Origin of the sequence: Methyloversatilis thermotolerans, from assembly GCF_000372885.1 — a bacterium.
Taxonomy (GTDB): Bacteria; Pseudomonadota; Gammaproteobacteria; order Burkholderiales; family Rhodocyclaceae; genus Methyloversatilis; species Methyloversatilis thermotolerans.
Genome location: NZ_KB889967.1, coordinates 1,147,598 through 1,168,154 on the forward strand (window position 1 = coordinate 1,147,598; position 20,557 = coordinate 1,168,154).

Below are 20,557 nucleotides of genomic sequence, written 5' to 3' on the forward strand. Positions count from 1 at the left end.
ATCCGTCGTTCGACGGATTCACGACAGAAAGATCGCATGCGCTGACGACGCGGGGTCGTGGCTGATCCGTGAGGCCTTTCATGTGCCTTTCACGGAAGCGATCGATGCAGAGCTCGAAAGGACGATCATGCATCTGAAGAAGACTCTGGCGACCGCGTTCGCCGGTGGCATCCTGGCCATTTCCTCGATGGCCGCCCATGCCGAAAGCTGGTATTCCAGCTACACCACCTCGTTCGATGTCAGCGGCTACGCCGAGTGGGACGTGTTCTCGACGGCCAGCGGTCAGAATGCGCCGGACGTGGCGACCAATCTGAGCGGCGCCTGGGTGCAGGAACACTCCGGTACCAGCTTCATCACCGGTGGCGGCAACATCTACAGCTTCGCGATGCCGACCGACTTCACGCTCTATGCGCCAACCGCAAGCGGCACTGGCACACGCGACGTCGTGCTGCGCATCATGACCCTGGGCACAGCGCTCGATCTCAGTTCCATCACGCTGGGCGGTCTGACCTATGACAGCTATTCGCTGCTCGGGTCAGAAACGCTTGGCGGCATGGGCGGCGAAGGTCAGGAGCTGGTATTCGTCTGGAATGACGTCGCGAATGCCGACGGACTGACTTTCGACTTCAACGCACTGGGCAGCAGCATGAGTCTTGCCCGCGCCTCGGTGTATTACAGCTCCCTCGAATCGCTGCCGGCCGTTCCCGAGCCTTCGACATGGGCAACCATGATCGCCGGCCTCGGTCTGCTCGCAGCCATCGGACGTCGCCGCCTCGGCTGATCTTCGGCCTGCCCGTCGGCCGTCGGCCGACGGGCGCCCTCGTACCATGACCCATTCCGTTTCCGGGCCCTCCTTCGGGCGGCTCGTGTTCGCTTTCGCCCTTGCGCTGGGCACGTCCGCGTCCGTCGCGCAGGTGGTCAGCGACGACGATGCAGCCGACAACGCAGAGAACGTCGTCGAACTGCCGGACGTGAAAGTCCAGGACACCCGCATCGATGATCGCATCGACCGCTCGCGTTCCATTACGCGGATCGACAGCGAAGAAATGCAGAAGCGCATGCCCGGCAATATTTTCGACGCGGTGCGCGATGTGCCCGGCGTGCAGATCAATGGTGGCGTGCGCGCCAGCGGCATGACCTTCGAAATCCGCGGATTCAGCGATACCGAGGACGTACGCGTCAGCGTGGACGGGGTGTCCAAGGGCTTCGAGAAATACCGCTTCGGCGGCACCTTCATCGAGCCCGAGCTGTTGAAATCCATCGAAATCCAGCGCGGCCCGCAGATCGATGCGATGGCGGGTGCCGTCGGCGGCGCGGTCAAGGCGGAAACCAAGAATGCATCCGATCTGCTCGATCCCGGTCAACGGGTGGGCGCGACGGTGCGGACCAGCTTCGCGACCAATAACAGCGAGCGCATGCGCTCGGCCGCCTTGTATGGCCGTCCGCACGACAGGCTGGATCTGCTGTTCAATACGCTGGAAAGGGATTCGCAGAACATCAAGCTGCCCGATGGCAGCCGATACGCGAATTCGGCAGTGCAGACCGACAGCGCACTGCTCAAGACGTCCTGGTGGGTGACCGACGAACTGATCTGGAGCTATTCGCTCACCCGCTACAAGGACGCGGGCCTGCAACCTTACGATGCCGCGACCGGCAACCCGGGGGTCGGCGGCATCGTGAGGAGACAGATCGACGATACGACGCATGCCCACACTATCCGTTACCAGCCGGCCGACAATCCGCTGATCAACACACGTGCCAGCTTCGGCTACAGCGCTACGGAACTGGTCGATCAGCACCGCCTCGGCCTGTCCACTCTGGTCAGTTCGAGCAATCCGTCGCGCGACGATTTCTGGACTTACCGGCATACCACCCTGGGCCTGTCCAACCTGTCCGATTTCGGCCCGGGCTTCGGGCTGGACAGCCGCAAGCTGCTCATCGGCATCCAGTACGACAAGAACCGGCGCGAATCGCTTACTTTCGTCGCCAATGCCTTGACACAACAGAACCAGTTTCCGGGTGGATACAACCCGCAACAACCGCCCGGCACCCGGGTTGCACACGGTGTCTACGTCCAGCCTCAACTCACGGCAGGCATCGTCACGCTGATGCCCGGCCTGCGCTATGACTACAGCAAGGTGATCGCGGAAGGTCCGGCCGCCGTGACGCTGGCCAATGCGGGCGAAGCGGACCGCATCACCGTGAAGCGCTACAGTCCGAGTCTGGGCATCCTGGTCGATCCCGTGCGCGGCTGGACGCTGTTCTACAACTACGCGGAGTCCTTTCGTCCCCCATTGGTCGACGAGTACTTTTCATCGGGCATCTACAGCCGCTGCCTGGCCGGCTACGTGGGCGCTGCACGCCGGTCAACGGACATGTGCGGAGACGCCTACCTGCCGCAACTGAACACGACGCGGGAGTTCGGGACATCCTGGCGTTACGCTGATCCGCTCACGGCGCGTTCGCTGTCGGCCAAACTCACCTACTTCGACATCCGCTCGACCCAGTTGCTTGATTCCATTACCGCGGTCGGTACCGAAATCGTGCAACCCGGTCATTCCGAGCGTCACGGCGTCGAGCTCGAATTGAATGCCGCCTACGGACGCTACTTCGGCAGCTTCAGCTACAGCTATCTGCGCGGTGACATGTTTACCTGCTATGGCAGCGGCATCTGCTACGTGACCGGCTCCCGCCCCAACCTGCCGCAATCGGCACCGCTCAGAGGCGCTGGCGAAAGTGCATCGCTGCGCGTCGGCGCAGGTTTCCTGGACGGTATGCTGGAGCTGGCCTACACACTGCGTATCGTGTCCGGACGCGAAGCCTATGGCGCAGTCATGGTCGGCGGCAGCGCCGAAGTACTTGAACTTGACGGCTACCGCCTGCACGGCGTGCAGATGTCGGTTCGCCCGAATCGCCACGTCGAGTTCCAGGTCGCGGGGGAAAACCTGGGCAACGCCTCCTATTACACGATGGCCGGCCAGTCGCGCGGCATCCCGGCGGCCGGACGCAATGTGCGATTCGCGCTCACGCTGCGCTATTGAGCCAGGATTCGCGCGGATTCCCGCACGTTTCATCGCATGCCGGTCCGGACCCGGCTCACGATGCCCGCGACGCGTCGCGGCAATGCGATGGCCAGCAGGCGCTTCATGCGGCTTTCGCTGCCGGGCTGACGCCCTGCATGGCGCCGGATGCATAGGCAGGTCGCGGTTAACATTCTCCGGGTTGACGCATAACTGCGAATCATTATCATTCATAAAGTCGGCTTTTGTCTTTTCAATGTGGATCGAATTCATGACAGACACCGGCCAGAACGCCCAGGCACTGAAAGCGCGCCTCGGTACCTTGCTCGATGAGCTGATACGCCATGACGGCTTCGGTTCGCTCAAGGTCGAGGTGCGCCTGCTCAAGCGCGGGCAGAAGGAAGTGATCATCGACTGCGGCAAGCAGTATCGATACGTGATCGACTTCGTACCGGGTTGACCTGCAATCGTCCAGCGGCGCGAGGCCGCGGACAGTCAACCTTTTCCCTACATACAGACTTGCCTTCGCGGGGAAGGAAGCATCTGATCCAGGACATCACCAGAATGCTCATCCGTCCCTTTCTCGGCGCACTGCTGATCAGTGCCCTCCCCTTGCAAGCCCATGCGCTCAGCGGCAGTTGGGACAGCCCCCTGGCTGGCCTGTCCGGTACGGGCAGTTCCGCATCCACCGCATGGATTGCCGACGGCATCGGCGCAGAGTGGAACCGCTTCGACAATCCGCTCACCGACAACAGTCCGGATATCGCCGGTAGCGGCACGCTCAGCCAGACGCTTCCAGGCGCCGGCAGCTTCCTCACCAGCACCGGCAATCTATACAGTTCAGGGGGACCGGCCAGTTTCAGCGTCGCCCTCGATGCGGCCCTCAGCGGCACCTGGACGATATGGCTGCGGGTCGCCACCCAGGGTACCGTGGCGGACGACATCGCCACGCTCAATGGCGTCACCGCCAGCAAGACCGTGAGTTACAGCTCGACGCTCGGCGGCTTCGGCGGCAGTGAAGAGGAAGCATGGTGGAGCTGGACGGTGACCAGTCCGCTGTCGCTCGATTTCCTCTTCACCAGTTCCGCCGCCCATATGAGTCTGGACCAACTTGCGATTCTCGCCGCGCCGGTGCCCGAACCGCGCGCCTGGATGCTGCTTGCATCCGGTCTGGCGCTGCTCGGACTGGCCCCGCTTCGCAGACGCTGACAGGAACCCGCCATGACTGGATACGCCACCCCCCAGGACCTTCACAAGGCTTTTCACGCGCTGAAAGCGGAACGCCGTCTGCGCAATCGCGATGCCGCGCAGGCGATGGGCATCACGGAATGCGAGGCCATCGCCAGTGGCGTCGGTGTGGACGCAGTACGGCTGGCCGCCCCGCTCGATGCATTGTTCCGCCGCATGCCCGAATTGGGCGAAGTGATGGTACTGACCCGCAATGAAGCGGCCGTGCACGAGAAGACCGGCCGCTTCGAGCAGGTCTCCGGCGATGCGAAGGTGGGTCTCACGCTCGGCGTGATCGACCTGCGCATATTCTTCGGCCGCTGGGCCCATGGCTATGCGGTGGTCGAACAGACCCCGCGCGGCGAATCGCGCAGCTTCCAGTTCTTCGACGCGCACGGGGAGGCGGTGCACAAGGTGTACTCGCGCGCCGACACCCGGCTCGATGCCTGGGACACCCTGGTGCGTGAACACGCTGACAGCAATCAGTCTCCCGGCGAGACCGTGGTCGCGAAGGACGCTCCGGTGGCCGAAAAGCCGGCGGAACAGATCGACGTCGAGCGCTTCCGTCAGGACTGGCTGGCGATGAAGGACACGCACGAGTTCTTTCCGCTGCTCGGCCGTCATGGCGTGTCGCGCCGGCAGGCGCTGCAGTTCGCGCCGGCCGGGCATGCGGAACGCATCGGCAACGAGCGCATCCAGCAGATGCTGGACAGCGCGGCGCGCGATGGCACATCCATCATGTGCTTTGTCGGCAATCCGGGCATGATCCAGATCCACACCGGCCCGGTGCACCGGATCGAAGTGATGGGGCCATGGCTCAATGTGCTGGACCCGGGATTCAATCTGCATCTGCGCACCGACCTGGTCGAGCAGGCGTGGATCGTGCGCAAGCCGACGTCGGATGGTGTCGTCACATCGGTCGAACTGCTCGACGCCGCCGGGGAAACGATCGCGCTGTTCTTCGGCGAACGCAAGCCCGGCAAGCCGGAACGGGAAGACTGGCGTGCGCTGGTCGCCACGCTGTCGTCCCCGGCCAGCCTCGCCGCATGATGCGCTGGCTGCTGTCCTTTGCCCTGGCATGGTGTGCTGCCGCTCACGCGACCGCCGACAGGCTGGTGACCGTGGGCGGTGCGGTAACGGAAATCGTCCACGCGCTGGGCGCCTCGGATCGCATCGTCGCGACCGACACCACCAGCACCTGGCCGCCCTCGCTGCAGCACCTGCCGCGGATAGGCTATCAGCGCACGCTGGCCGCCGAGGGCGTGCTGTCGGTGCGCCCCACGCGCCTGATCGCCACTGCCGATGCCGGCCCGCCCGCCGTGCTGACGCAGTTGCGCGGCGCTGGCGTGAACATCGTGCAACTGCCGCAGACGCACAGCGCGGAGGCCGTTGCCGAAGCGATACGTCGGGTGGCCGATGCGCTGGGGGAGCGCGAAGCCGGCGAGAAGCTGCTGACGTCCTATCGACGCGAATGGGAAGCCAGTCAGCGCGCCATCGCTGCACAGCCGACCCATCCGCGCGCGCTGTTCATTCTCGATCACGGCGGCGGCAGTCCGATGGTGGCGGGCGACGATACCGCCGCCAGTGCGATGCTGCGCTACGCTGGCGCAACCAATGTGCTGGCCGGGCGCTTCAGCGGCTACCGCCCGCTCACTGCTGAAGCCGCTCTGGCGGCAGATCCTGAGGTGATCGTGACCACCGACGAGGCGGTGCAGGCAGCCGGCGGCCGCACTGCCTTCCTGGCCCGTCCCGCGCTGGCGGCCCTGCCCGCTGCGCGCGCAGGGCGCCTGGTGTCGCTCGATGCCCTTCGCATGCTCGGATTCGGCCCCCGCCTGCCGGAAGCCGTGAGCGAACTGGCGCGAAAGATGCGCACACCGTGAACGCCCCTGCCCTGCCCCTGCGTCGACCGGCCTTCGTGTTCGGATGCATCGGCACGCTGTCACTCGCGGTGATGGCGATTGCCATCCTGTCCCTGGGTGCGGGCGCGGTGCCCATTCCGGCGCACCAGGTGCTGCGCGCACTGCTCGGGCTCGAACCCGGCACCCAGGCGGAACTGGTAGTAAAGACCCTGCGTCTGCCCCGCGTTCTCCTTGGTCTGGTGACCGGAGCGGGTCTGGGCATGGCGGGCGCCACCCTGCAGGGTCTGATGCGCAATCCGCTGGCCGACCCCGGTCTGGTCGGCGTGAGCAGCGGCGCGGCACTGGCAGCCGCCTTCGTCGTGGTGCTCGGCAGCGCGCTCATCGTGCCGGGAAGCTGGCTGGCCAGTGCTGCCTTGCCGCTTGCCGCGTTCGCCGGGGCCGCCGCAACCACCGCCCTGGTCTACGCAGCATCGCGTCGCGACGGCCGCAGTTCGGTCACGCTCATGCTGCTGTCGGGTATCGCGATCAACGCACTCGCGCTCGCCGGCATCGGCCTGCTGCTGTTCATGGGCAGCGATGCACAGGTCAGGCAGTTCACGTTCTGGACACTGGGCAGTCTTGCGTCCGCCACCTGGCCGGGCGTGGTCGTGACCGGCTGCATCGTGATGCTCGCACTCATGCTGCTTCTGCGCAGCGCCGGTCCGCTCGACGCGCTGGCGCTGGGCGAGGCGCAGGCGCAGCACCTGGGCGTCGACACCTCGCGGCTCAATCGCAACAGCATCGTGCTGATCGCACTGTCGGTCGGCGCGACGACGGCATTGACCGGTACGCTCGGCTTCATCGGCCTGATCGCACCGCATGTGGCCCGCCGTCTGGTCGGTCCGTCACATGCCTTGCTGCTGCCTGCCAGCGCACTGAGCGGTGCCGGACTGGTGATGCTCGCCGACAGCGCTGCACGCACCTGGGCCGCGCCGGCCGAACTTCCGGTGGGCGTGCTGACCGCCCTGCTGGGGGCCCCCTTTTTCATCATGCTGTTGCGCCGACGCGGCCCGCACTAGTCATGCTGTCCACTCACCACCTGACGATCACCGTTCCCGGTCGCACCCTGCTGGATGCGGTGAGCATGAGCGTGCGCCCGGGCGAACTGCTGTGCATCATCGGCCCGAATGGCGCGGGGAAAACCACGCTGCTGCGGTCGCTGGCAGGGGAAATCGACGCTGCGCGCGACCAGGTGCGGTTGGCCGGGCGCCTGCTGCGCGACATGTCGCCCACCGCGTGCGGGCCGTCTACGCCCAGCATCAGCGCAGCGATCTGGACTTCGCTGCGATCGACGTCGTGCTGCTGGGACGTTTCCCGCAGCACGGCGGTCGTCCCGGGCGCGACGACCGGGCGATCGCGCTTGCCGCGATGACGCTGACCGGATCGCTGGAACTGGCCCACAGGCGTTGTGCCACGTTGTCCGGCGGCGAACAGGCGCGCGTGCATCTGGCGCGCGCGCTGGCGCAACTATGGACCGCGCCGGACGGGGGGCAGGCACTTCTTCTCGATGAGCCAGCCGCCGCGCTCGACCCGCACTGGCAGCATCGCGTGCTTCATGTGGCGCGCGAATTCGCGCGCCAGCGCGGCTGCGCCGTCATGGCCATCGTGCACGACCTGAACCTTGCAGCGCGTTACGCCGACCGCATGCTGCTGCTCGACCATGGCCGCGTGCTGGCCGAAGGCGAGCCGGAGCAGGTATTGCGCTCGCCCTGTCTCGCCAGCGCTTTCGGATTGCGCTGCCGGCTGATCAACGACGCCGGAAGCGGACGCCCGGTATTGCTGACCGAAGCGGCGTTCTGACTTGACGCGCTGCGTGCGCTTCAGCGCCGCGTGCCCTGTGCGCCGCCTTCCGCACCATCGCCGCATGCGGCGGTTTTCGATGCCGGCGAGCAATGGTTGCAGCCACCACACCCGGTGCCCGCAGCGCCCTGGCGCAAAGCCGACAGCCAGCGCCAGGCACGACGGCCGACGACCGCGGCGCAGAAAGCCACCAGGCACAGCGCGATCAGGTCGGTCAGTCCGCTCATGAGCAGCAACTCGACGCGATGCGGAAAGTCGCGAACGACGCCAGCCAGGCCAGACCGAACAGATAGCCGGCCATCAGCAGCGGTGCGCGCCAGCCGCCGGTTTCCCGGCGTACGGTCGCCAGCGTGGACAGGCACTGCGGCGCAAACACGAACCACGCGAGCAGCGAAAGCGCGGTGGGCAGACCCCAGCTCGCGGCGATCAGCGGCGCCAGCGCTTCAGCGGTATCGTCGCCGGTGGCCGACAGCGCGTACACGGTTCCCAGCGCGCTCACCGCAACCTCTCGTGCCGCCATGCCGGGCACCAGCGAAATCGCGATCTGCCAGTTGAAGCCCAGCGGCTCGAACAGCGGCAGCATGAAGCTGCCCAGCATGCCGGCGAAGCTGTATTCGATGGCCGGACCGGCAGCCCCCTCGGGTGGCGCCGGAAAGGTCGCCAGGAACCACAGCAGTACGGTCAGCGCCAGAATGATGCCGCCGACGCGGCGCAGGAAGATCATCACCCTCTGCCACAGCCCGATGGCGATGTTCCGCATGGAGGGCCAGTGATAGTCGGGCAGTTCCATCATGAGGGTCTGCGTGCGGTCGCGCGCGCCGAAGTGCTTCACCAGCCAGGCAATCGCGATGGCCGACACGATGCCGGCGATATACAGAGCGAACAGCACCAGACCCTGCAGTTCAAGTCCTCCGGCCACTTCCCGGGCAGGAATGAAGGCACCGATGAGCAATGCATATACCGGCAAGCGCGCAGAACACGTCATCAGCGGCGCGATCATGATGGTGACCCAGCGGTCACGCGGATTCTGTATGGTGCGTGTGGCCATGATGCCCGGGATGGCACAGGCGAAACTGGACAACAACGGAATGAAGGAGCGGCCGGACAGGCCTACACCGCCCATGAGCCGGTCAAGCAGAAAGGCTGCGCGCGGCAGATACCCCGATTCCTCAAGCAGAAGAATGAAGAAGAACAGGATGACGATCTGCGGCAGGAACACCAGCACACCTCCGAGGCCGGCGACGATGCCATCCACCAGCAGGCTGCGCAGCAGGCCTTCCGGCAGCAGGCCTCCGACGAGATCGCCGACCGCACCGGTGGCCGCCTCGATCCAGCCCATGGGCGCTTCCGCCCACGCAAACACCGCCTGGAAGATGAGGAACAACAGCGCCACCAGCACGACCGGCCCGAGCACCGGATTGAGCAGCAACTGGTCGGCGCGCATGGTGAACGTGTGAGCCTGCAGTGCGTCCAGACCGAGTGCCGTCAGAATTTCGCGCACCCGGCGATGATCCTCCCGCGGGTCGCCCGCCGCAGCCGCCACGGCCTGTGCCGGAATGCGCAGCGCGACATCCTTTGCGACGCCCTGTTCCAGCTCCGCCAGCAACGCCTCCGCTCCACGCGCCTTGACCGCCACCGTCGACACCACCGGCACGCCCAGTTCCCGCGACAGTTTTGCGGCATCGACCTCGAAGCCGCGCGCACGCGCCAGATCCGTCATGTTCAGAGCGACCACCACCGGCAGCCCCATGCGTATCAATCCCAGCACCAGACGCAGTTGCCGCGGCAGATGGGTCGCGTCCACCACGGCGATGATCATGTCCGGGCGACGCTCTCCCTGCAGGCGTCCGGACAGCACATCGCAGGTCACCTGCTCGTCCGGAGAATGCGGCACCAGGCTGTAGGTGCCCGGCAGATCGAGCACCGCGAGGCGGCGGCCCGATCGCGTACGCAACACCCCCTCCTTGCGCTCGACCGTCACGCCCGCGTAATTCGCCACCTTCTGCCGGCTGCCGGTCAGCAGGTTGAACAGCGCGGTCTTGCCGCAATTCGGATTGCCGACCAGCGCAACCAGCGGTGGCGCGAGATGGCTCATATCGACCGGAACGGCTGTACTCATGTCACCGCCCCTCCGCGGCCGGGCGCACCCGCACGCAGGCGGCTTCCGCCTTGCGCAGCGCGAAGGTCGACACGCCCACCCGCACGGCCAGCGGTTCACCGCCAGGCTGGCCGCGCCGCAGCACGGCGACCGGCTCACCTTCGATGAAACCCAGCTCCCTCAGGCGGGTCGCCCACTCGGGCGCGTCGGCAATCGACGACACGGCTGAAACGATCATGGCTTGTCCGACAGGCGCTGCGTGAAGCGGGATTTCATCGGCAATGGCAGGAATGTGAGGCGTGCTGGGGGAATTCAAGCGACGAATCCATGGCAAAAGTGAGAACGGTTATCATCTTACAGAAACTGTCCGCTGCAACGGCAGATCTGTGCGCCCGCCGCCCGCATCTACCGGCGCTCATCGGCGCCGGGATCGGTTCCCCCACCGCGCCATCAACGCGAAGGCGGCGCCACGCCGGCACCGCTGAGCGTGACACGCTGCCAGCCGGCGGGCGATTCGCACATGCCGTACCGGAAGGGCGTGCCGTCCCGCCCCGGTGTTTCGAAACGCAGATCGCGGAAGGCCGCGCATCGTGCGCCCGCGATATGAACCACCGATTCCAGCACCGGAAACTGCGCGAACCAGCGGAACACGGCCAGGTCTGGCGCATGCCAGGCGCGGCGAGCGAAAACCGCGTCGTCAGCGTCGCCGAAGCGCGCACGCACCATCCATTGCGCGTGCGTAACCGGGCGGTAGTGGCTGGACAGACGCGCGAGGAAACCGTCTTCGGGTGACGCCAGCGCCACCGCCTGTCGCCGCGTATTGATGTGGGCCACATGAAAGCGTTCGCCATCATCGATGACCGCGGTCCAGTTGAAGGGCGATGCCGGGCGTGGAATCGCATCGATTGATCGTGCCTCGATGCCCGCATCACGCGCATGCTGTCGCGCCGCATCCAGTGCCTCGGCCTTGCCGAGCGCACCCACGCCAACCCAGGCGACCATGGCCAGCAGCGCTGCCAGCGACGGCAGCCGACTGCGCGGCATCAGGGCGCTCACGACCAGACCCGCCAGCAGCAAGCCGGTCAGCGGCAGATCGATGATGAAAGTGGTGCCCCACCCGAAGCGGCGATCCGACAACGGCGCCAGAATCATGGTGCCGAACTGGGTGATCAGGTCGCCCAGGATGTGGATGGCGATGCCGCCACAGGCCACGCCATAGAACGCGCGCCAGCCCGCCTGTCGCGCGCGCAGCAGTCGAGGCATCAGGGCGGCGAGCAGCAGTGCCCACAAGGGCAGCAGGAGCACGGAATGCGTCACACCGCGATGGCCTTGCAGATAAGCCAGATCCGACACATAGCCGAGCACGAAATCGCTGTCCGGAAAGGCGGCGCTCAGGCCTCCGGCCAGCACCGCCTGCCACACGCGCGGCTGCGCAGCGGTATCCGGAGCGCGCGTCATCAGACGACCCAGCAGCGCCCCAGACAGCGCGTGAGTCAAGGTATCCAGATAAAGTCCTCGTGGTTCATGTGGTCACTCGCGGCGCACAACGCAACGATTCTGGCGCAGTGCACAAGAAAAGCGGCGTATACTGCCGCCTCGCTTGTTTGATGGCTTGTTGATGGAATCCGCTACCGCGCTCATCGATGTACAAGCTTCGCGCGACCCTACCCGACTGCGCGAAATCCCTTACAACTACACCTCGCTGTCGGACCGCGAAATCGTCATCCGGTTGCTCGGCGAGTCGATGTGGGACACCTTGTGCCGGCTGCGCGACGAGCGCATGACCGGTCGTTCCGCTCGCATGCTGTACGAGGTGCTCGGCGACATCTGGGTGGTCAGGCGCAATCCCTATCTCGAGGATGACCTGCTCGACAACCCGCCACGCCAGAGAGCGCTGGTCGACGCACTGCACCATCGTCTGAACGAGATCGACCGCCGGCGACGTCCGGCCGACGGCGCAGCCGGTGCCCGCGAACGCGAACAGGCGGTCGAAGCGCTGCTGACCGCCACGCGTGCCGCAGTCGACGACTTCGCGGCCTCCTTCGATGCCACCCGCCAGTTGCGCCGGCGCATCGTGCGTGTGCTCGGGCGCCACACACGGGCGCACAACATCGCCTTCGACGGCCTCGCACGCGTCGCCCACGTGACCGATGCCACCGACTGGCGCGTCGAATATCCGGCGGTGGTGCTGTATCCGGACAGCGAAGACGAGGTCGGTCCACTGGTGCGCGGTTGCATCGAGCTGGGACTGACCATCGTTCCGCGCGGCGGTGGCACCGGCTATACCGGTTCCGCCGTGCCGCTGTCCGCGCATTCAGCGGTGATCAACACCGAAAAGCTGATCGACCTCGGTCCGGTGGAACCCGTGGTGCTGCCCGGTCTGGCCGAGCCGTACGCCACGATACGCACCGGCGCCGGCGTGGTAACCCGGCGAGTGATGGACGCGGCGGAGGCCGCCGGCCTGGTGTTCGCCTGCGATCCGACGTCGGCTGACGCTTCCTGTGTCGGCGGCAATATCGCCACCAATGCCGGCGGCAAGAAGGCGGTGCTATGGGGCACGGCGCTGGACAATCTGGCGAGCTGGCGCATGGTGGATGCCGATGGCTGGCCGATGGAAATCACGCGCCTGGACCACAATCTGGGCAAGATCCACGACGCGGAGCGGGTACGTTTTTCAATTCAGCGCTTCGAACCGGACGGGCGCACGCCGCGTGGCGAGTGCGAGTACCTGGAGGTGCCGGGTTCGAGCTTCCGCAAGGTGGGCCTGGGCAAGGACGTGACCGACAAGTTCCTGGCCGGTCTGCCGGGCGTGCAGAAGGAAGGATGCGACGGCCTGATCACCTCGGCGCGCTGGATACTGCACCGCATGCCGCCGGTCACGCGCACCGTCTGCCTTGAATTCTTCGGACAGGTACGTGAAGCGGTGCCCGCCATCGTCGAGATCAAGGACTATCTGGACGGTCTGCCCAAGAATGGCGACGCACGCGTCATGCTGGCCGGCCTGGAACATCTGGACGAGCGCTATGTGCGCGCGGTCGGCTATGCCACCAAGGCACGGCGGCACGGCCGTCCCAAGATGGTGCTGATCGGTGACATCGTCGGCGACGACGCCGCCGCGGTCATGCTCGCCGCGTCGGAGGTGGTGCGCCTGTGCAACCAGCGCGGCGCCGAAGGCTTCATCGCGGTATCCGCCGACACGCGCAAGACCTTCTGGCTGGACCGCGCGCGGACCGCTGCCATCGCGCGCCACACCAACGCGTTCAAGATCAACGAGGACGTGGTGATCCCGCTGCCGCGCATGGGCGACTACTGCGATGGCATCGAGCGCATCAACATCGAGCTGTCCATCGCCAGCAAGCTGCGCCTGTGCGATGCGCTGATCGCTTTCCTGCAGGGTGATCTGCCCTTGCACGAAGGCGATGCGAATGTCGACAGCGAACAGTTGATCGGCGACCGTCGCACCCAGGCGCTGCAGCAGATCGCCGCCGTGCGCGGCCGCTGGAAGTGGCTGCGGGACAATCTGGACATGCCGCTCGCGCGCGCCGAACCGCTCATGATGTCGATAGGCGTGGAACTCGGCGTACTGGCCAATCGCGCGCCGCACCCCACGGTGTTCCACCGGCTGCAGGACTATTCGGTACGCGTGTCGTGGAAGCGCGAACTGAAGCCGCTGCTCGACGAAATCTTCGATGGCGCGACCTACCGGCCCATCCTCGGGCGCATCGAAACGATACGCCGCGAGGTGCTGCGCGGTCGCGTATTCGTCGCGCTGCACATGCATGCCGGCGACGGCAACGTGCACACCAACATTCCGGTGAACTCGGACGACTACGGCATGCTGCAGGAAGCCAATGCGGCGGTGGCGCGCATCATGGCACTCGCGCGTTCACTCGGTGGCGTCATTTCCGGCGAGCACGGCATCGGCATCACCAAGCTGGAATTCCTGACGCCGGACGAACTGGCGCCCTTCGTCGAATACAAGCGGCGCATCGACCCGCACGGCCATTTCAATGCCGGCAAGCTGCTGCCGGGTGGCGATCTGGCGCGTGCCTACACGCCTTCGTTCTCGCTGCTCGGCACCGAATCGCTCATCATGGAAATGAGCGACATCGGCGGCATCGCCGCATCGATCAAGGATTGCCTGCGCTGCGGCAAGTGCAAGCCGGTATGTTCGACCCATGTGCCACGCGCCAATCTCCTGTATTCGCCGCGCAACAAGATCCTCGCCACCTCGCTGCTGATCGAGGCCTTCCTGTACGAGGAACAGACCCGGCGCGGGGTGTCGCTGCGCCACTTCGACGAATTCGGTGACGTGGCCGACCACTGCACCGTATGCCACCGCTGCGAGAAACCCTGTCCGGTGGACATCGACTTCGGTGACGTATCGATCGCCATGCGCAACGCGCTGCGTCGCCAGGGCAAGCGCACGTTCAACCCGGGCACCGCCGCATCGATGGCCTTCCTGAACGCCACCGATCCGGCCACCATCAAGGCGCTGCGCGTGGCGATGATGGGCGCAGGCTACACCGCGCAACGCCTGGCGTACCGCGTCGGCAAGGCGCTCGGTGTGGTCGGCCGTCAGACGCAGGCGCCTCCACCGACGCTGGGCAAGCCATCGGTCAAGGCTCAGGTGATCCATTTCATCAACAAACCGATGCCCGGCAAGCTGCCGAAACGCACTTCGCGCGCGCTGCTGGACATCGAGGACGCAGCCATCGTGCCAGTCATCCGGGACCCGAAACGCGCGTCCGAGGACCAGGAAGCGGTGTTCTACTTCCCCGGCTGTGGCTCGGAGCGCCTGTTCTCTCAGGTGGGACTGGCCACCCAGGCCATGCTTTATCACGTCGGCGCCCAGACCGTGCTGCCGCCCGGCTATCTGTGCTGCGGCTACCCGCAGACCGCCGGCGGCGACGCCGAGAAAGGGCAGCAGATCAGCACCGCCAATCGCGTGCTGTTCCACCGCGTCGCCAATACGCTGAACTATCTCGACATCAGGACCGTGATCGTGTCCTGCGGCACCTGCATGGACCAACTGCAGCAGTACGAATTCGAACGCATCTTCCCGGGTTGCCGGCTGCTCGACATCCACGAATACCTGATGGAAAAGGGTGTCAGACTCGAGGGCGTGAATGGCGTGCGCTACATGTACCACGACCCCTGCCACACGCCGATGAAGACACATGCGCCGATCAAGGTGGTGAACCAGTTGCTCTCCACCGCGGATGGCACGCAGGTGACCTTGAACGATCGCTGCTGCGGCGAAAGCGGCACGCTGGCCGTGAGCCGGCCGGACATTTCCACCCAGGTACGCTTCCGCAAGGAAGAGGAAATGCGCAAGGGGGCCGATGCGCTGCGCGCCGACGGCTTCGCCGGTGACGTGAAGATACTCACCTCCTGTCCCTCATGTCTTCAGGGGCTGTCGCGCTACGACGAGGACAGCGCGACGCAGGCCGACTACATCGTGGTCGAGATGGCGCGCCACCTGCTCGGCGAGGACTGGGCCGAGCGCTATGTGAGCGAAGCGAACGCCGGCGGCATAGAACGCGTGCTGCTGTGAGCGGCGCGCTCAGCGGCGTTGCGCCGCGGCCGCGCCCTCGCGCAACTGCTGCATGAAATCGTCCAGCACGCGGTACTCGGCCGCCGCACCCGGTGCGACTTCCAGCCTCATGGCGCCCTTGCCGGCGGCGCTCTGGTCACGTGCACACGCCATGGTGGCCAGCATGCTGCCGAAGCGTTCGCTCCGGCCCTCCTGCTGCAGATAGCGGTTCTGCGCGCGATAGGCCTCGCGCTCGGACTGCAGCGTGGTTTCGCAGTCGGTCTGGTAGGCCGCCCCCTTCTGCCGCGCTTCGAGCACGTGCACGAATTCGTGCACGAGGAAGGAGTTGTCGGTCGCGTCATCCAGATCCAGGTCGTCGCGGATCAGGATCTGCTGCCTGTCCTGGTCGTAGAAGGCGACCAGCCGCTCGCACTGTGCAGGCTGGTCCGGACAGGCCTCGGCCATCAATGCCTGCTGCGGCACGATGCGCAGCAATGGCGCATCGTCCGCGGGCAACTCCGGATAGCCCGACAAGGCGGCGGCGACGCTCATCAGATAGCTCAGCAAGGCGGTATCGGGCATGGCACGGTCCAGTCATTCCGGCGGTCTTGCAGTGGATTGTCACCGCGCCCGGCAGTTCCTGGCCGCCGCTCAGTCCGCCTGCCTCTGCCGAAACTTGCGCCGGCGCCGCCGGTCGGATACCCGGCATTCACAGCAAGCGTTCATTCAGCGCATGCGCGCCCCATCATGCTCCACTCGCCGCCAGGAGTTCTCCATGAAGTCGTTCTGCCCTGCCCTGTTCGCCCTGTCTCTTCTCGTATCCAGTGCGGCGCTGGCACTGCCCGATGCTTCGCCGGCCAGCCCGCCGCACCTGGTCGGAAGCTGGAGCTGGAGCGACCCGCGGCAGTGCAGCGAAACCTACGAGTACGCCGACGATGGCAGCGGGCGGGTCGCCAGCGGCGAGGAACGTGCCGAAATGGCCTACATCTTCGATCCTGCGCCGCTCGTGAACGGCTTCCATCGGCTGGATGCGACCATCACCCGCGATAACGGCATGACCGACTGCGCAGGCGCCGCGAACGATGACACGCGTGCGCGCTACACCGTGTTCATCAAGTTCAGCCAGGATGGCGAGCAGCACATCGTCTGCATGGAACCCGATCTGGAACACTGTTTCGGCCCGCTGCAACGGCAGCGCGCAGGTCGCGGCATCTAGGGCAGGCAGGCGGTCGCGGCAGCGCGGCCACCGCGATGCGCTGCGGTCAGGTGCTCAGGCCGGTCCGAGCAGATCGGCAACCCGCGGGCTTTCGTCCGGGCCGACCAGTCGGCGCGCCACTTCGCGCAGATCGGGCGTATCGACATACTCGGCGGCGCGACGGGCGACGATGTCGCGACGGACCACGCCGCCAAAGCCGATCACATGCGCGCTGGCTTCGGCCGCTTCGAGATCGGTGATGCCGTCGCCGACCATCACCAGCCGCTCGGCGCCCGCGCCGAGCAGGCGCGCAATCACCGCCTTGCCGCCACTGCGCGCAAGCGGGCTGGCGGTATCGAAACCGGCGTAGTGCCCGTGCGCATCGAACCGCAGGTCCACCGCGTGCACATGATCGTCGGGCACCCCGAGAAAGCGGGCGATGACCAGCACCGCCTGGCGGATGCCGCCACTGACCACATGCACCTGCCAACCCAGCCGTTGCAGTGCGGCGATCGCCTCCACCGCGCCGGCGACCCGGGTATCGATGTAGAGCTGGCCGATGCCGGCCAGCGTGGAGGCGTCGGGACGTATCAGGTCGAGGCGTGCGGCATAGGCCTCCTCGAGCCTGAGCCGGCCGTCCATCGCGGCATTGGTGAGCGGCACCACCTGGTCGACCACGCCCGCCTGTTCCGCCAGAACGTCTATGCCCTCTATCGTCGACAGCGTGCTGTCGCAGTCGAACAGCACGACCCGCTTCATGCGTCGGCCCCGGCCTTCACGGTGGCGTAGCCCCAGTCCAGCCAGGGCGTGAGCGCCACCACGTCCTCGGTATTGACGGTCGCGCCACACCAGATGCGCAGCCCCGGTGGCGCATCGCGATAGGCCGAAATGTCGAACGCCGCGTTCTCGCGTTCGAGCAGCGCACACAGTCGCTGCACGATGGCCCAGCGCGCCTCCAGCGACTGCGACTCGAACCACGGATCGGTGATCCTCAGACACACCGAGGTATGCGAGCGGGTGTCGGCGCGATCGGCCAGAAAGTCCACCCAGCCGGTGCGCGCCACCCAGCTTTCCAGCGCGGCAAAACTGGCCTTGCTGCGCGCGATCAGCGCGGGCAGCCCGCCAATGGATTCGGCCCAGCGCAGCACGTCGATCTGGTCCTCGACGCAGATCATCGACGGCGTGTTGATGGTGTTGCCTTCGAACAGATCCTCGGTGAGTCGCCCCTTGTTCATGAGCCGGAACAGCTTGGGCACCGGCCACGGCGGCGTATGCCGGTACAGGCGCTCGACCGCGCGCGGGCTCAGCACGATCATGCCGTGCGCCGCCTCGCCGCCCATCACCTTCTGCCATGACCAGGTGGTCACATCCAGCTTGTGCCAGGGCAGGTCCATCGCGAAAGCGGCCGAGGTCGCATCGCAGATCGACAGGCCTGCGCGGTCGTCGGCGATCCAGTCGCCGTCCGGCACGCGCACACCGCCCGATGTGCCGTTCCAGGTGAACACCACGTCGCGCGTCCAGTCCACCGCCGACAGATCGGGCAGGCTGCCGTAGGGCGCGACCACCAGTCGGGCATTCGCGAGCTTGAGTACCGGGCCCACATCGGTCACCCAGTTCGCGCCGAAAGCCTCCCATGCCAGACAATCCACCTCGCGCTCGCCCAGCAGGGTCCACAGCGCCATCTCGACCGCGCCGGTATCCGAGCCAGGCACGATGGCGATGCGGTAATCCGCGGGCACACCGAGCAATTGACGGCTGCGGTCTATCACTTCCTTCAGCTTCGCCAGCCCCTCCTTCGCGCGGTGCGAACGGCCGAGGAAGGCGTCCTGCAGCACATCCAGCGTCCAGCCCGGACGCTTGACGCAGGGACCGGAGGAAAAATACGGACGGGCCGGACGTATTTCGGGCTTGGCGACAGTCATGGCAAGTGCGGGGAAATCGGGAAAAAGCGGATGAGTATAGCGGCGCGCCACGCGCGAGCGCGCGTGGCGGCGTCCGTCACGAATGTTTTGTGCCGGTGCGGCCGGATGACAGTCCGGCCGTCGGCAACCGGTGGCCGCGACGGTCCGATCAGCCGCGGATCAGCATTTCGCCGCGGCCGGTCGCACCCATGTCGCCCATGAAACGGCGTACCGTGCATGCGCTGGCATCGAGCGCGCCAAAGGCGCCCGGCAGCCCCTTCCAGCTCGCGTACAGCAGGCTCAGGAAGCCCAGACGGTGCGCACCGCAATCCACCATGCCCGGCAGCATCTGCACCGGCAGCGCGTTAAGGATGAGGGTGCCACGCTTCATCAGGTAGCCCGGATAGGCACCGACCGTACCGGCCACCGCGATGGTGCCGGCGATCATGCGCGACGCGCAGTAGTCGCCCGCATTGCCGCTGACCAGGATCTGGCCGCGCCGCATGCGATCGCCGAGGCGTTCCCCGGCATTGCCGGCGACCAGCAGCAGGCCGCCCGCCATGCCCTTCATGTCGCCGGGCACGGCGCCACCGGCGTAATCGCCGACATTCCCGCGCACCTCGACCCGGCCACCCTTCATGCCGGAGGCGCAGAACGCGCCGGTGCTGCCGGTCACGATGACTTCGCCGCCCAGCATGCGCTGCGCGACATAGCCGCCAGCATCGCCTTCTACCGTCACGCGTCCGGATTTCATGCCGGCGCCGATGCGTTCGAAGCGGCTGCAGTCGCCGCGGAACACGATGTCGCCCGGATCGTCGCCGGACAGATCGAACAGCGCATCGACACGCACGACATTCTTGCCGACCTGGAGCGTCAGTGCCGCCACATCGGCCGGCGTCATGCCGGCCAGCGCCGTCGGATTCAGCGCGCCCGCGTCCACGCGTTGCGCCGGCGCGCTGCGCAGGGTCAGGACCAGTGCACTCATTTCAGGATCTCCCGCAGGTGGTACTGGAACTGCCCCAGCTTGCCACCGTAGTTGCCGGCGGACAGACGACGGATGCCGCCGGCCGCGCCGATCTTGCACACTTCGCGCATGCCCACTTCCATCGCCTTCTTGACCGATGCATCGGTCAGCCCGTCGATCACGATCTCCAGCACCGCGCCGATGCGCTCGTCCAGTTCGGACTTCGTGGCGCCGCGCAGGGTGGGGCAGAAGGCATCGTTGGTCGATGCCGACAGCGCCTTGTATTTCGATCCGACCTTGGAGCCGGAGCGCACAACGCCCCCCGGAAAGGGCATCACGACATCGGGCAGCTTGCGCATTTCGCGGATCGCCGCTTCGCAGGCCTCCAGTGCCTGTACCTGGCTGTCGGCCAGCACGAGGAAATTGCCCCCGCCCACCGACTTCACCATGCGCGCGGTATCCTGCACCAGGAACTCGCCATCCATGACCGGCACGCGCCAGTAGCGCTTGCCGGCGATCTGCTTGGACGTCTGGAAGCCATCGCCGAAGAAGCGCAACGTCTTGCCCAGCGGCACCGGATCGCCTTCGTCCAGACCGGCGAAGATGGCACTGGTCGGACTGGTGAGCACGCACTGACCGACGCGTCGCTCGATCTGCTTGATCAGTTCCTTGCTCGATACCGCGAATACCAGCACCGACACGCCGGGCCGGCCATCGGGCGTTTCCGACGGCGACAGCACGCGTTCGATGCCCGCTTCCGCACCGCAGGCGATGACCGAAGTCGCGAAGCCGGTCATCGCAGCGGCCGAATTCATGGCCCAGGTTTCGTTGTAGGCGGTGATGATGAGGCGTATGCCCCGCATGCCGAACGCTTCGGCGAAGGTATCGTCGATCGATACACCGTTGATGATCATGTGC

General features: G+C 66.2%; 19 protein-coding genes and 1 pseudogene. 11 read left to right on the forward strand and 9 right to left on the reverse strand.

Going from position 1 to position 20,557, the window contains the following annotated elements:
- Positions 1-127 precede the first annotated feature (127 nt).
- The 9 genes and pseudogenes from A3Q7_RS19430 (at position 128) to A3Q7_RS19435 (ending at position 7,945) form a co-directional block, all read left to right on the forward strand.
- Positions 128-781, forward strand: coding sequence for a PEP-CTERM sorting domain-containing protein (locus A3Q7_RS19430; protein WP_157278098.1), 654 nt, complete (start codon positions 128-130; stop codon positions 779-781).
- A 46-nt stretch (positions 782-827) separates the two neighbouring features.
- Positions 828-3,041, forward strand: a complete 2,214-nt coding sequence (locus A3Q7_RS0104775; protein ID WP_077231308.1) for a TonB-dependent receptor domain-containing protein — start codon at positions 828-830, stop codon at positions 3,039-3,041.
- A gap of 250 nt (positions 3,042-3,291) precedes the next feature.
- A complete protein-coding gene (locus A3Q7_RS0104785) occupies positions 3,292-3,480 on the forward strand; it encodes a hypothetical protein (RefSeq protein ID WP_026224493.1) in 189 nt (62 codons plus the stop codon).
- A 104-nt stretch (positions 3,481-3,584) separates the two neighbouring features.
- The gene (locus tag A3Q7_RS0104790; protein WP_018410718.1) at positions 3,585-4,229 is read left to right on the forward strand and encodes a hypothetical protein; all 645 of its coding nucleotides are present in this window, start codon (positions 3,585-3,587) and stop codon (positions 4,227-4,229) included.
- A 12-nt stretch (positions 4,230-4,241) separates the two neighbouring features.
- Positions 4,242-5,297, forward strand: a complete 1,056-nt coding sequence (locus A3Q7_RS0104795) for a hemin-degrading factor (RefSeq protein WP_018410719.1) — start codon at positions 4,242-4,244, stop codon at positions 5,295-5,297.
- Positions 5,294-6,127 (forward strand): heme/hemin ABC transporter substrate-binding protein, encoded by an 834-nt coding sequence (locus A3Q7_RS0104800; protein WP_018410720.1) that lies wholly within the window; start codon positions 5,294-5,296, stop codon positions 6,125-6,127. Before A3Q7_RS0104795 ends, A3Q7_RS0104800 begins: the two co-directional genes overlap by 4 nt.
- The gene (locus A3Q7_RS0104805; protein WP_018410721.1) at positions 6,124-7,164 is read left to right on the forward strand and encodes a FecCD family ABC transporter permease; all 1,041 of its coding nucleotides are present in this window, start codon (positions 6,124-6,126) and stop codon (positions 7,162-7,164) included. The genes A3Q7_RS0104800 and A3Q7_RS0104805 overlap by 4 nt, the downstream gene beginning before the upstream one ends.
- A 65-nt stretch (positions 7,165-7,229) precedes the next feature.
- A pseudogene (locus tag A3Q7_RS21095) lies at positions 7,230-7,307 on the forward strand (ATP-binding cassette domain-containing protein); the annotation flags it as partial.
- A gap of 74 nt (positions 7,308-7,381) precedes the next feature.
- The gene (locus tag A3Q7_RS19435; protein WP_232418103.1) at positions 7,382-7,945 is read left to right on the forward strand and encodes an AAA family ATPase; all 564 of its coding nucleotides are present in this window, start codon (positions 7,382-7,384) and stop codon (positions 7,943-7,945) included.
- 20 nt (positions 7,946-7,965) lie between these two features.
- Here A3Q7_RS19435 and A3Q7_RS19440 read toward each other — a convergent pair whose 3' ends face one another.
- The 4 genes from A3Q7_RS19440 to A3Q7_RS0104830 form a co-directional block, all read right to left on the reverse strand.
- Positions 7,966-8,172 carry a hypothetical protein gene (locus A3Q7_RS19440; protein WP_018410723.1) on the reverse strand — a complete coding sequence of 69 codons (207 nt, stop codon included), beginning with the start codon at positions 8,170-8,172 and terminating at the stop codon, positions 7,966-7,968.
- A complete protein-coding gene (gene feoB, locus A3Q7_RS0104820) occupies positions 8,169-10,064 on the reverse strand; it encodes a ferrous iron transporter B (RefSeq protein ID WP_051079107.1) in 1,896 nt (631 codons plus the stop codon). The genes A3Q7_RS19440 and feoB overlap by 4 nt, the downstream gene beginning before the upstream one ends.
- Before the next feature lies 1 nt (position 10,065).
- The gene (locus A3Q7_RS0104825) at positions 10,066-10,359 is read right to left on the reverse strand and encodes a FeoA family protein (RefSeq protein WP_269745084.1); all 294 of its coding nucleotides are present in this window, start codon (positions 10,357-10,359) and stop codon (positions 10,066-10,068) included.
- Between the two features lie 134 nt (positions 10,360-10,493).
- Positions 10,494-11,540 (reverse strand): metal-dependent hydrolase, encoded by a 1,047-nt coding sequence (locus tag A3Q7_RS0104830; protein ID WP_018410726.1) that lies wholly within the window; start codon positions 11,538-11,540, stop codon positions 10,494-10,496.
- 121 nt (positions 11,541-11,661) lie between these two features.
- On the opposite strand from A3Q7_RS0104830, the gene A3Q7_RS0104835 reads away from it, so the two are divergent.
- Positions 11,662-15,600, forward strand: coding sequence for a DUF3683 domain-containing protein (locus A3Q7_RS0104835; RefSeq protein ID WP_018410727.1), 3,939 nt, complete (start codon positions 11,662-11,664; stop codon positions 15,598-15,600).
- A gap of 9 nt (positions 15,601-15,609) precedes the next feature.
- Here A3Q7_RS0104835 and A3Q7_RS0104840 read toward each other — a convergent pair whose 3' ends face one another.
- A complete protein-coding gene (locus tag A3Q7_RS0104840) occupies positions 15,610-16,161 on the reverse strand; it encodes a DUF6647 family protein (protein ID WP_018410728.1) in 552 nt (183 codons plus the stop codon).
- Between the two features lie 193 nt (positions 16,162-16,354).
- On the opposite strand from A3Q7_RS0104840, the gene A3Q7_RS0104845 reads away from it, so the two are divergent.
- Positions 16,355-16,795 (forward strand): hypothetical protein, encoded by a 441-nt coding sequence (locus tag A3Q7_RS0104845; RefSeq protein ID WP_018410729.1) that lies wholly within the window; start codon positions 16,355-16,357, stop codon positions 16,793-16,795.
- A gap of 54 nt (positions 16,796-16,849) precedes the next feature.
- Here the strand turns inward: A3Q7_RS0104845 and A3Q7_RS0104850 are convergent, their stop codons facing one another.
- The 4 genes from A3Q7_RS0104850 to fhcD all read right to left on the reverse strand — a co-directional run bounded on the left by A3Q7_RS0104850 (position 16,850) and on the right by fhcD (position 20,553).
- A complete protein-coding gene (locus tag A3Q7_RS0104850; protein WP_018410730.1) occupies positions 16,850-17,533 on the reverse strand; it encodes an HAD-IB family phosphatase in 684 nt (227 codons plus the stop codon).
- Positions 17,530-18,696 carry a phosphoserine transaminase gene (locus tag A3Q7_RS0104855; protein ID WP_026224498.1) on the reverse strand — a complete coding sequence of 389 codons (1,167 nt, stop codon included), beginning with the start codon at positions 18,694-18,696 and terminating at the stop codon, positions 17,530-17,532. The genes A3Q7_RS0104850 and A3Q7_RS0104855 overlap by 4 nt, the downstream gene beginning before the upstream one ends.
- A gap of 148 nt (positions 18,697-18,844) precedes the next feature.
- Positions 18,845-19,660: a formylmethanofuran dehydrogenase subunit C gene (locus A3Q7_RS0104860; protein WP_018410732.1), complete on the reverse strand. Its 816-nt coding sequence runs from the start codon at positions 19,658-19,660 to the stop codon at positions 18,845-18,847.
- Entirely contained in the window at positions 19,657-20,553 is an 897-nt protein-coding gene (gene fhcD / locus A3Q7_RS0104865) for a formylmethanofuran--tetrahydromethanopterin N-formyltransferase (protein WP_018410733.1), read from the reverse strand. Before fhcD ends, A3Q7_RS0104860 begins: the two co-directional genes overlap by 4 nt.
- Positions 20,554-20,557: the final 4 nt, after the last annotated feature.

Coding starts and splice junctions, on each gene's coding strand:
- A3Q7_RS19430 (WP_157278098.1), top strand. CDS start 128: ATGCATCTGAAGAAGACTCTGGCGACCGCGTTCGCCGGTGGCATCCTG.
- A3Q7_RS0104775 (WP_077231308.1), top strand. CDS start 828: ATGACCCATTCCGTTTCCGGGCCCTCCTTCGGGCGGCTCGTGTTCGCT.
- A3Q7_RS0104800 (WP_018410720.1), top strand. CDS start 5,294: ATGATGCGCTGGCTGCTGTCCTTTGCCCTGGCATGGTGTGCTGCCGCT.
- fhcD (WP_018410733.1), bottom strand. CDS start 20,553: ATGATCATCAACGGTGTATCGATCGACGATACCTTCGCCGAAGCGTTC.
- A3Q7_RS0104835 (WP_018410727.1), top strand. CDS start 11,662: ATGGAATCCGCTACCGCGCTCATCGATGTACAAGCTTCGCGCGACCCT.
- A3Q7_RS0104860 (WP_018410732.1), bottom strand. CDS start 19,660: ATGAGTGCACTGGTCCTGACCCTGCGCAGCGCGCCGGCGCAACGCGTG.
- A3Q7_RS0104850 (WP_018410730.1), bottom strand. CDS start 17,533: ATGAAGCGGGTCGTGCTGTTCGACTGCGACAGCACGCTGTCGACGATA.
- A3Q7_RS19440 (WP_018410723.1), bottom strand. CDS start 8,172: ATGAGCGGACTGACCGACCTGATCGCGCTGTGCCTGGTGGCTTTCTGC.
- A3Q7_RS0104855 (WP_026224498.1), bottom strand. CDS start 18,696: ATGACTGTCGCCAAGCCCGAAATACGTCCGGCCCGTCCGTATTTTTCC.
- A3Q7_RS0104795 (WP_018410719.1), top strand. CDS start 4,242: ATGACTGGATACGCCACCCCCCAGGACCTTCACAAGGCTTTTCACGCG.
- A3Q7_RS0104785 (WP_026224493.1), top strand. CDS start 3,292: ATGACAGACACCGGCCAGAACGCCCAGGCACTGAAAGCGCGCCTCGGT.
- A3Q7_RS0104790 (WP_018410718.1), top strand. CDS start 3,585: ATGCTCATCCGTCCCTTTCTCGGCGCACTGCTGATCAGTGCCCTCCCC.
- A3Q7_RS0104845 (WP_018410729.1), top strand. CDS start 16,355: ATGAAGTCGTTCTGCCCTGCCCTGTTCGCCCTGTCTCTTCTCGTATCC.
- feoB (WP_051079107.1), bottom strand. CDS start 10,064: ATGAGTACAGCCGTTCCGGTCGATATGAGCCATCTCGCGCCACCGCTG.
- A3Q7_RS0104840 (WP_018410728.1), bottom strand. CDS start 16,161: ATGCCCGATACCGCCTTGCTGAGCTATCTGATGAGCGTCGCCGCCGCC.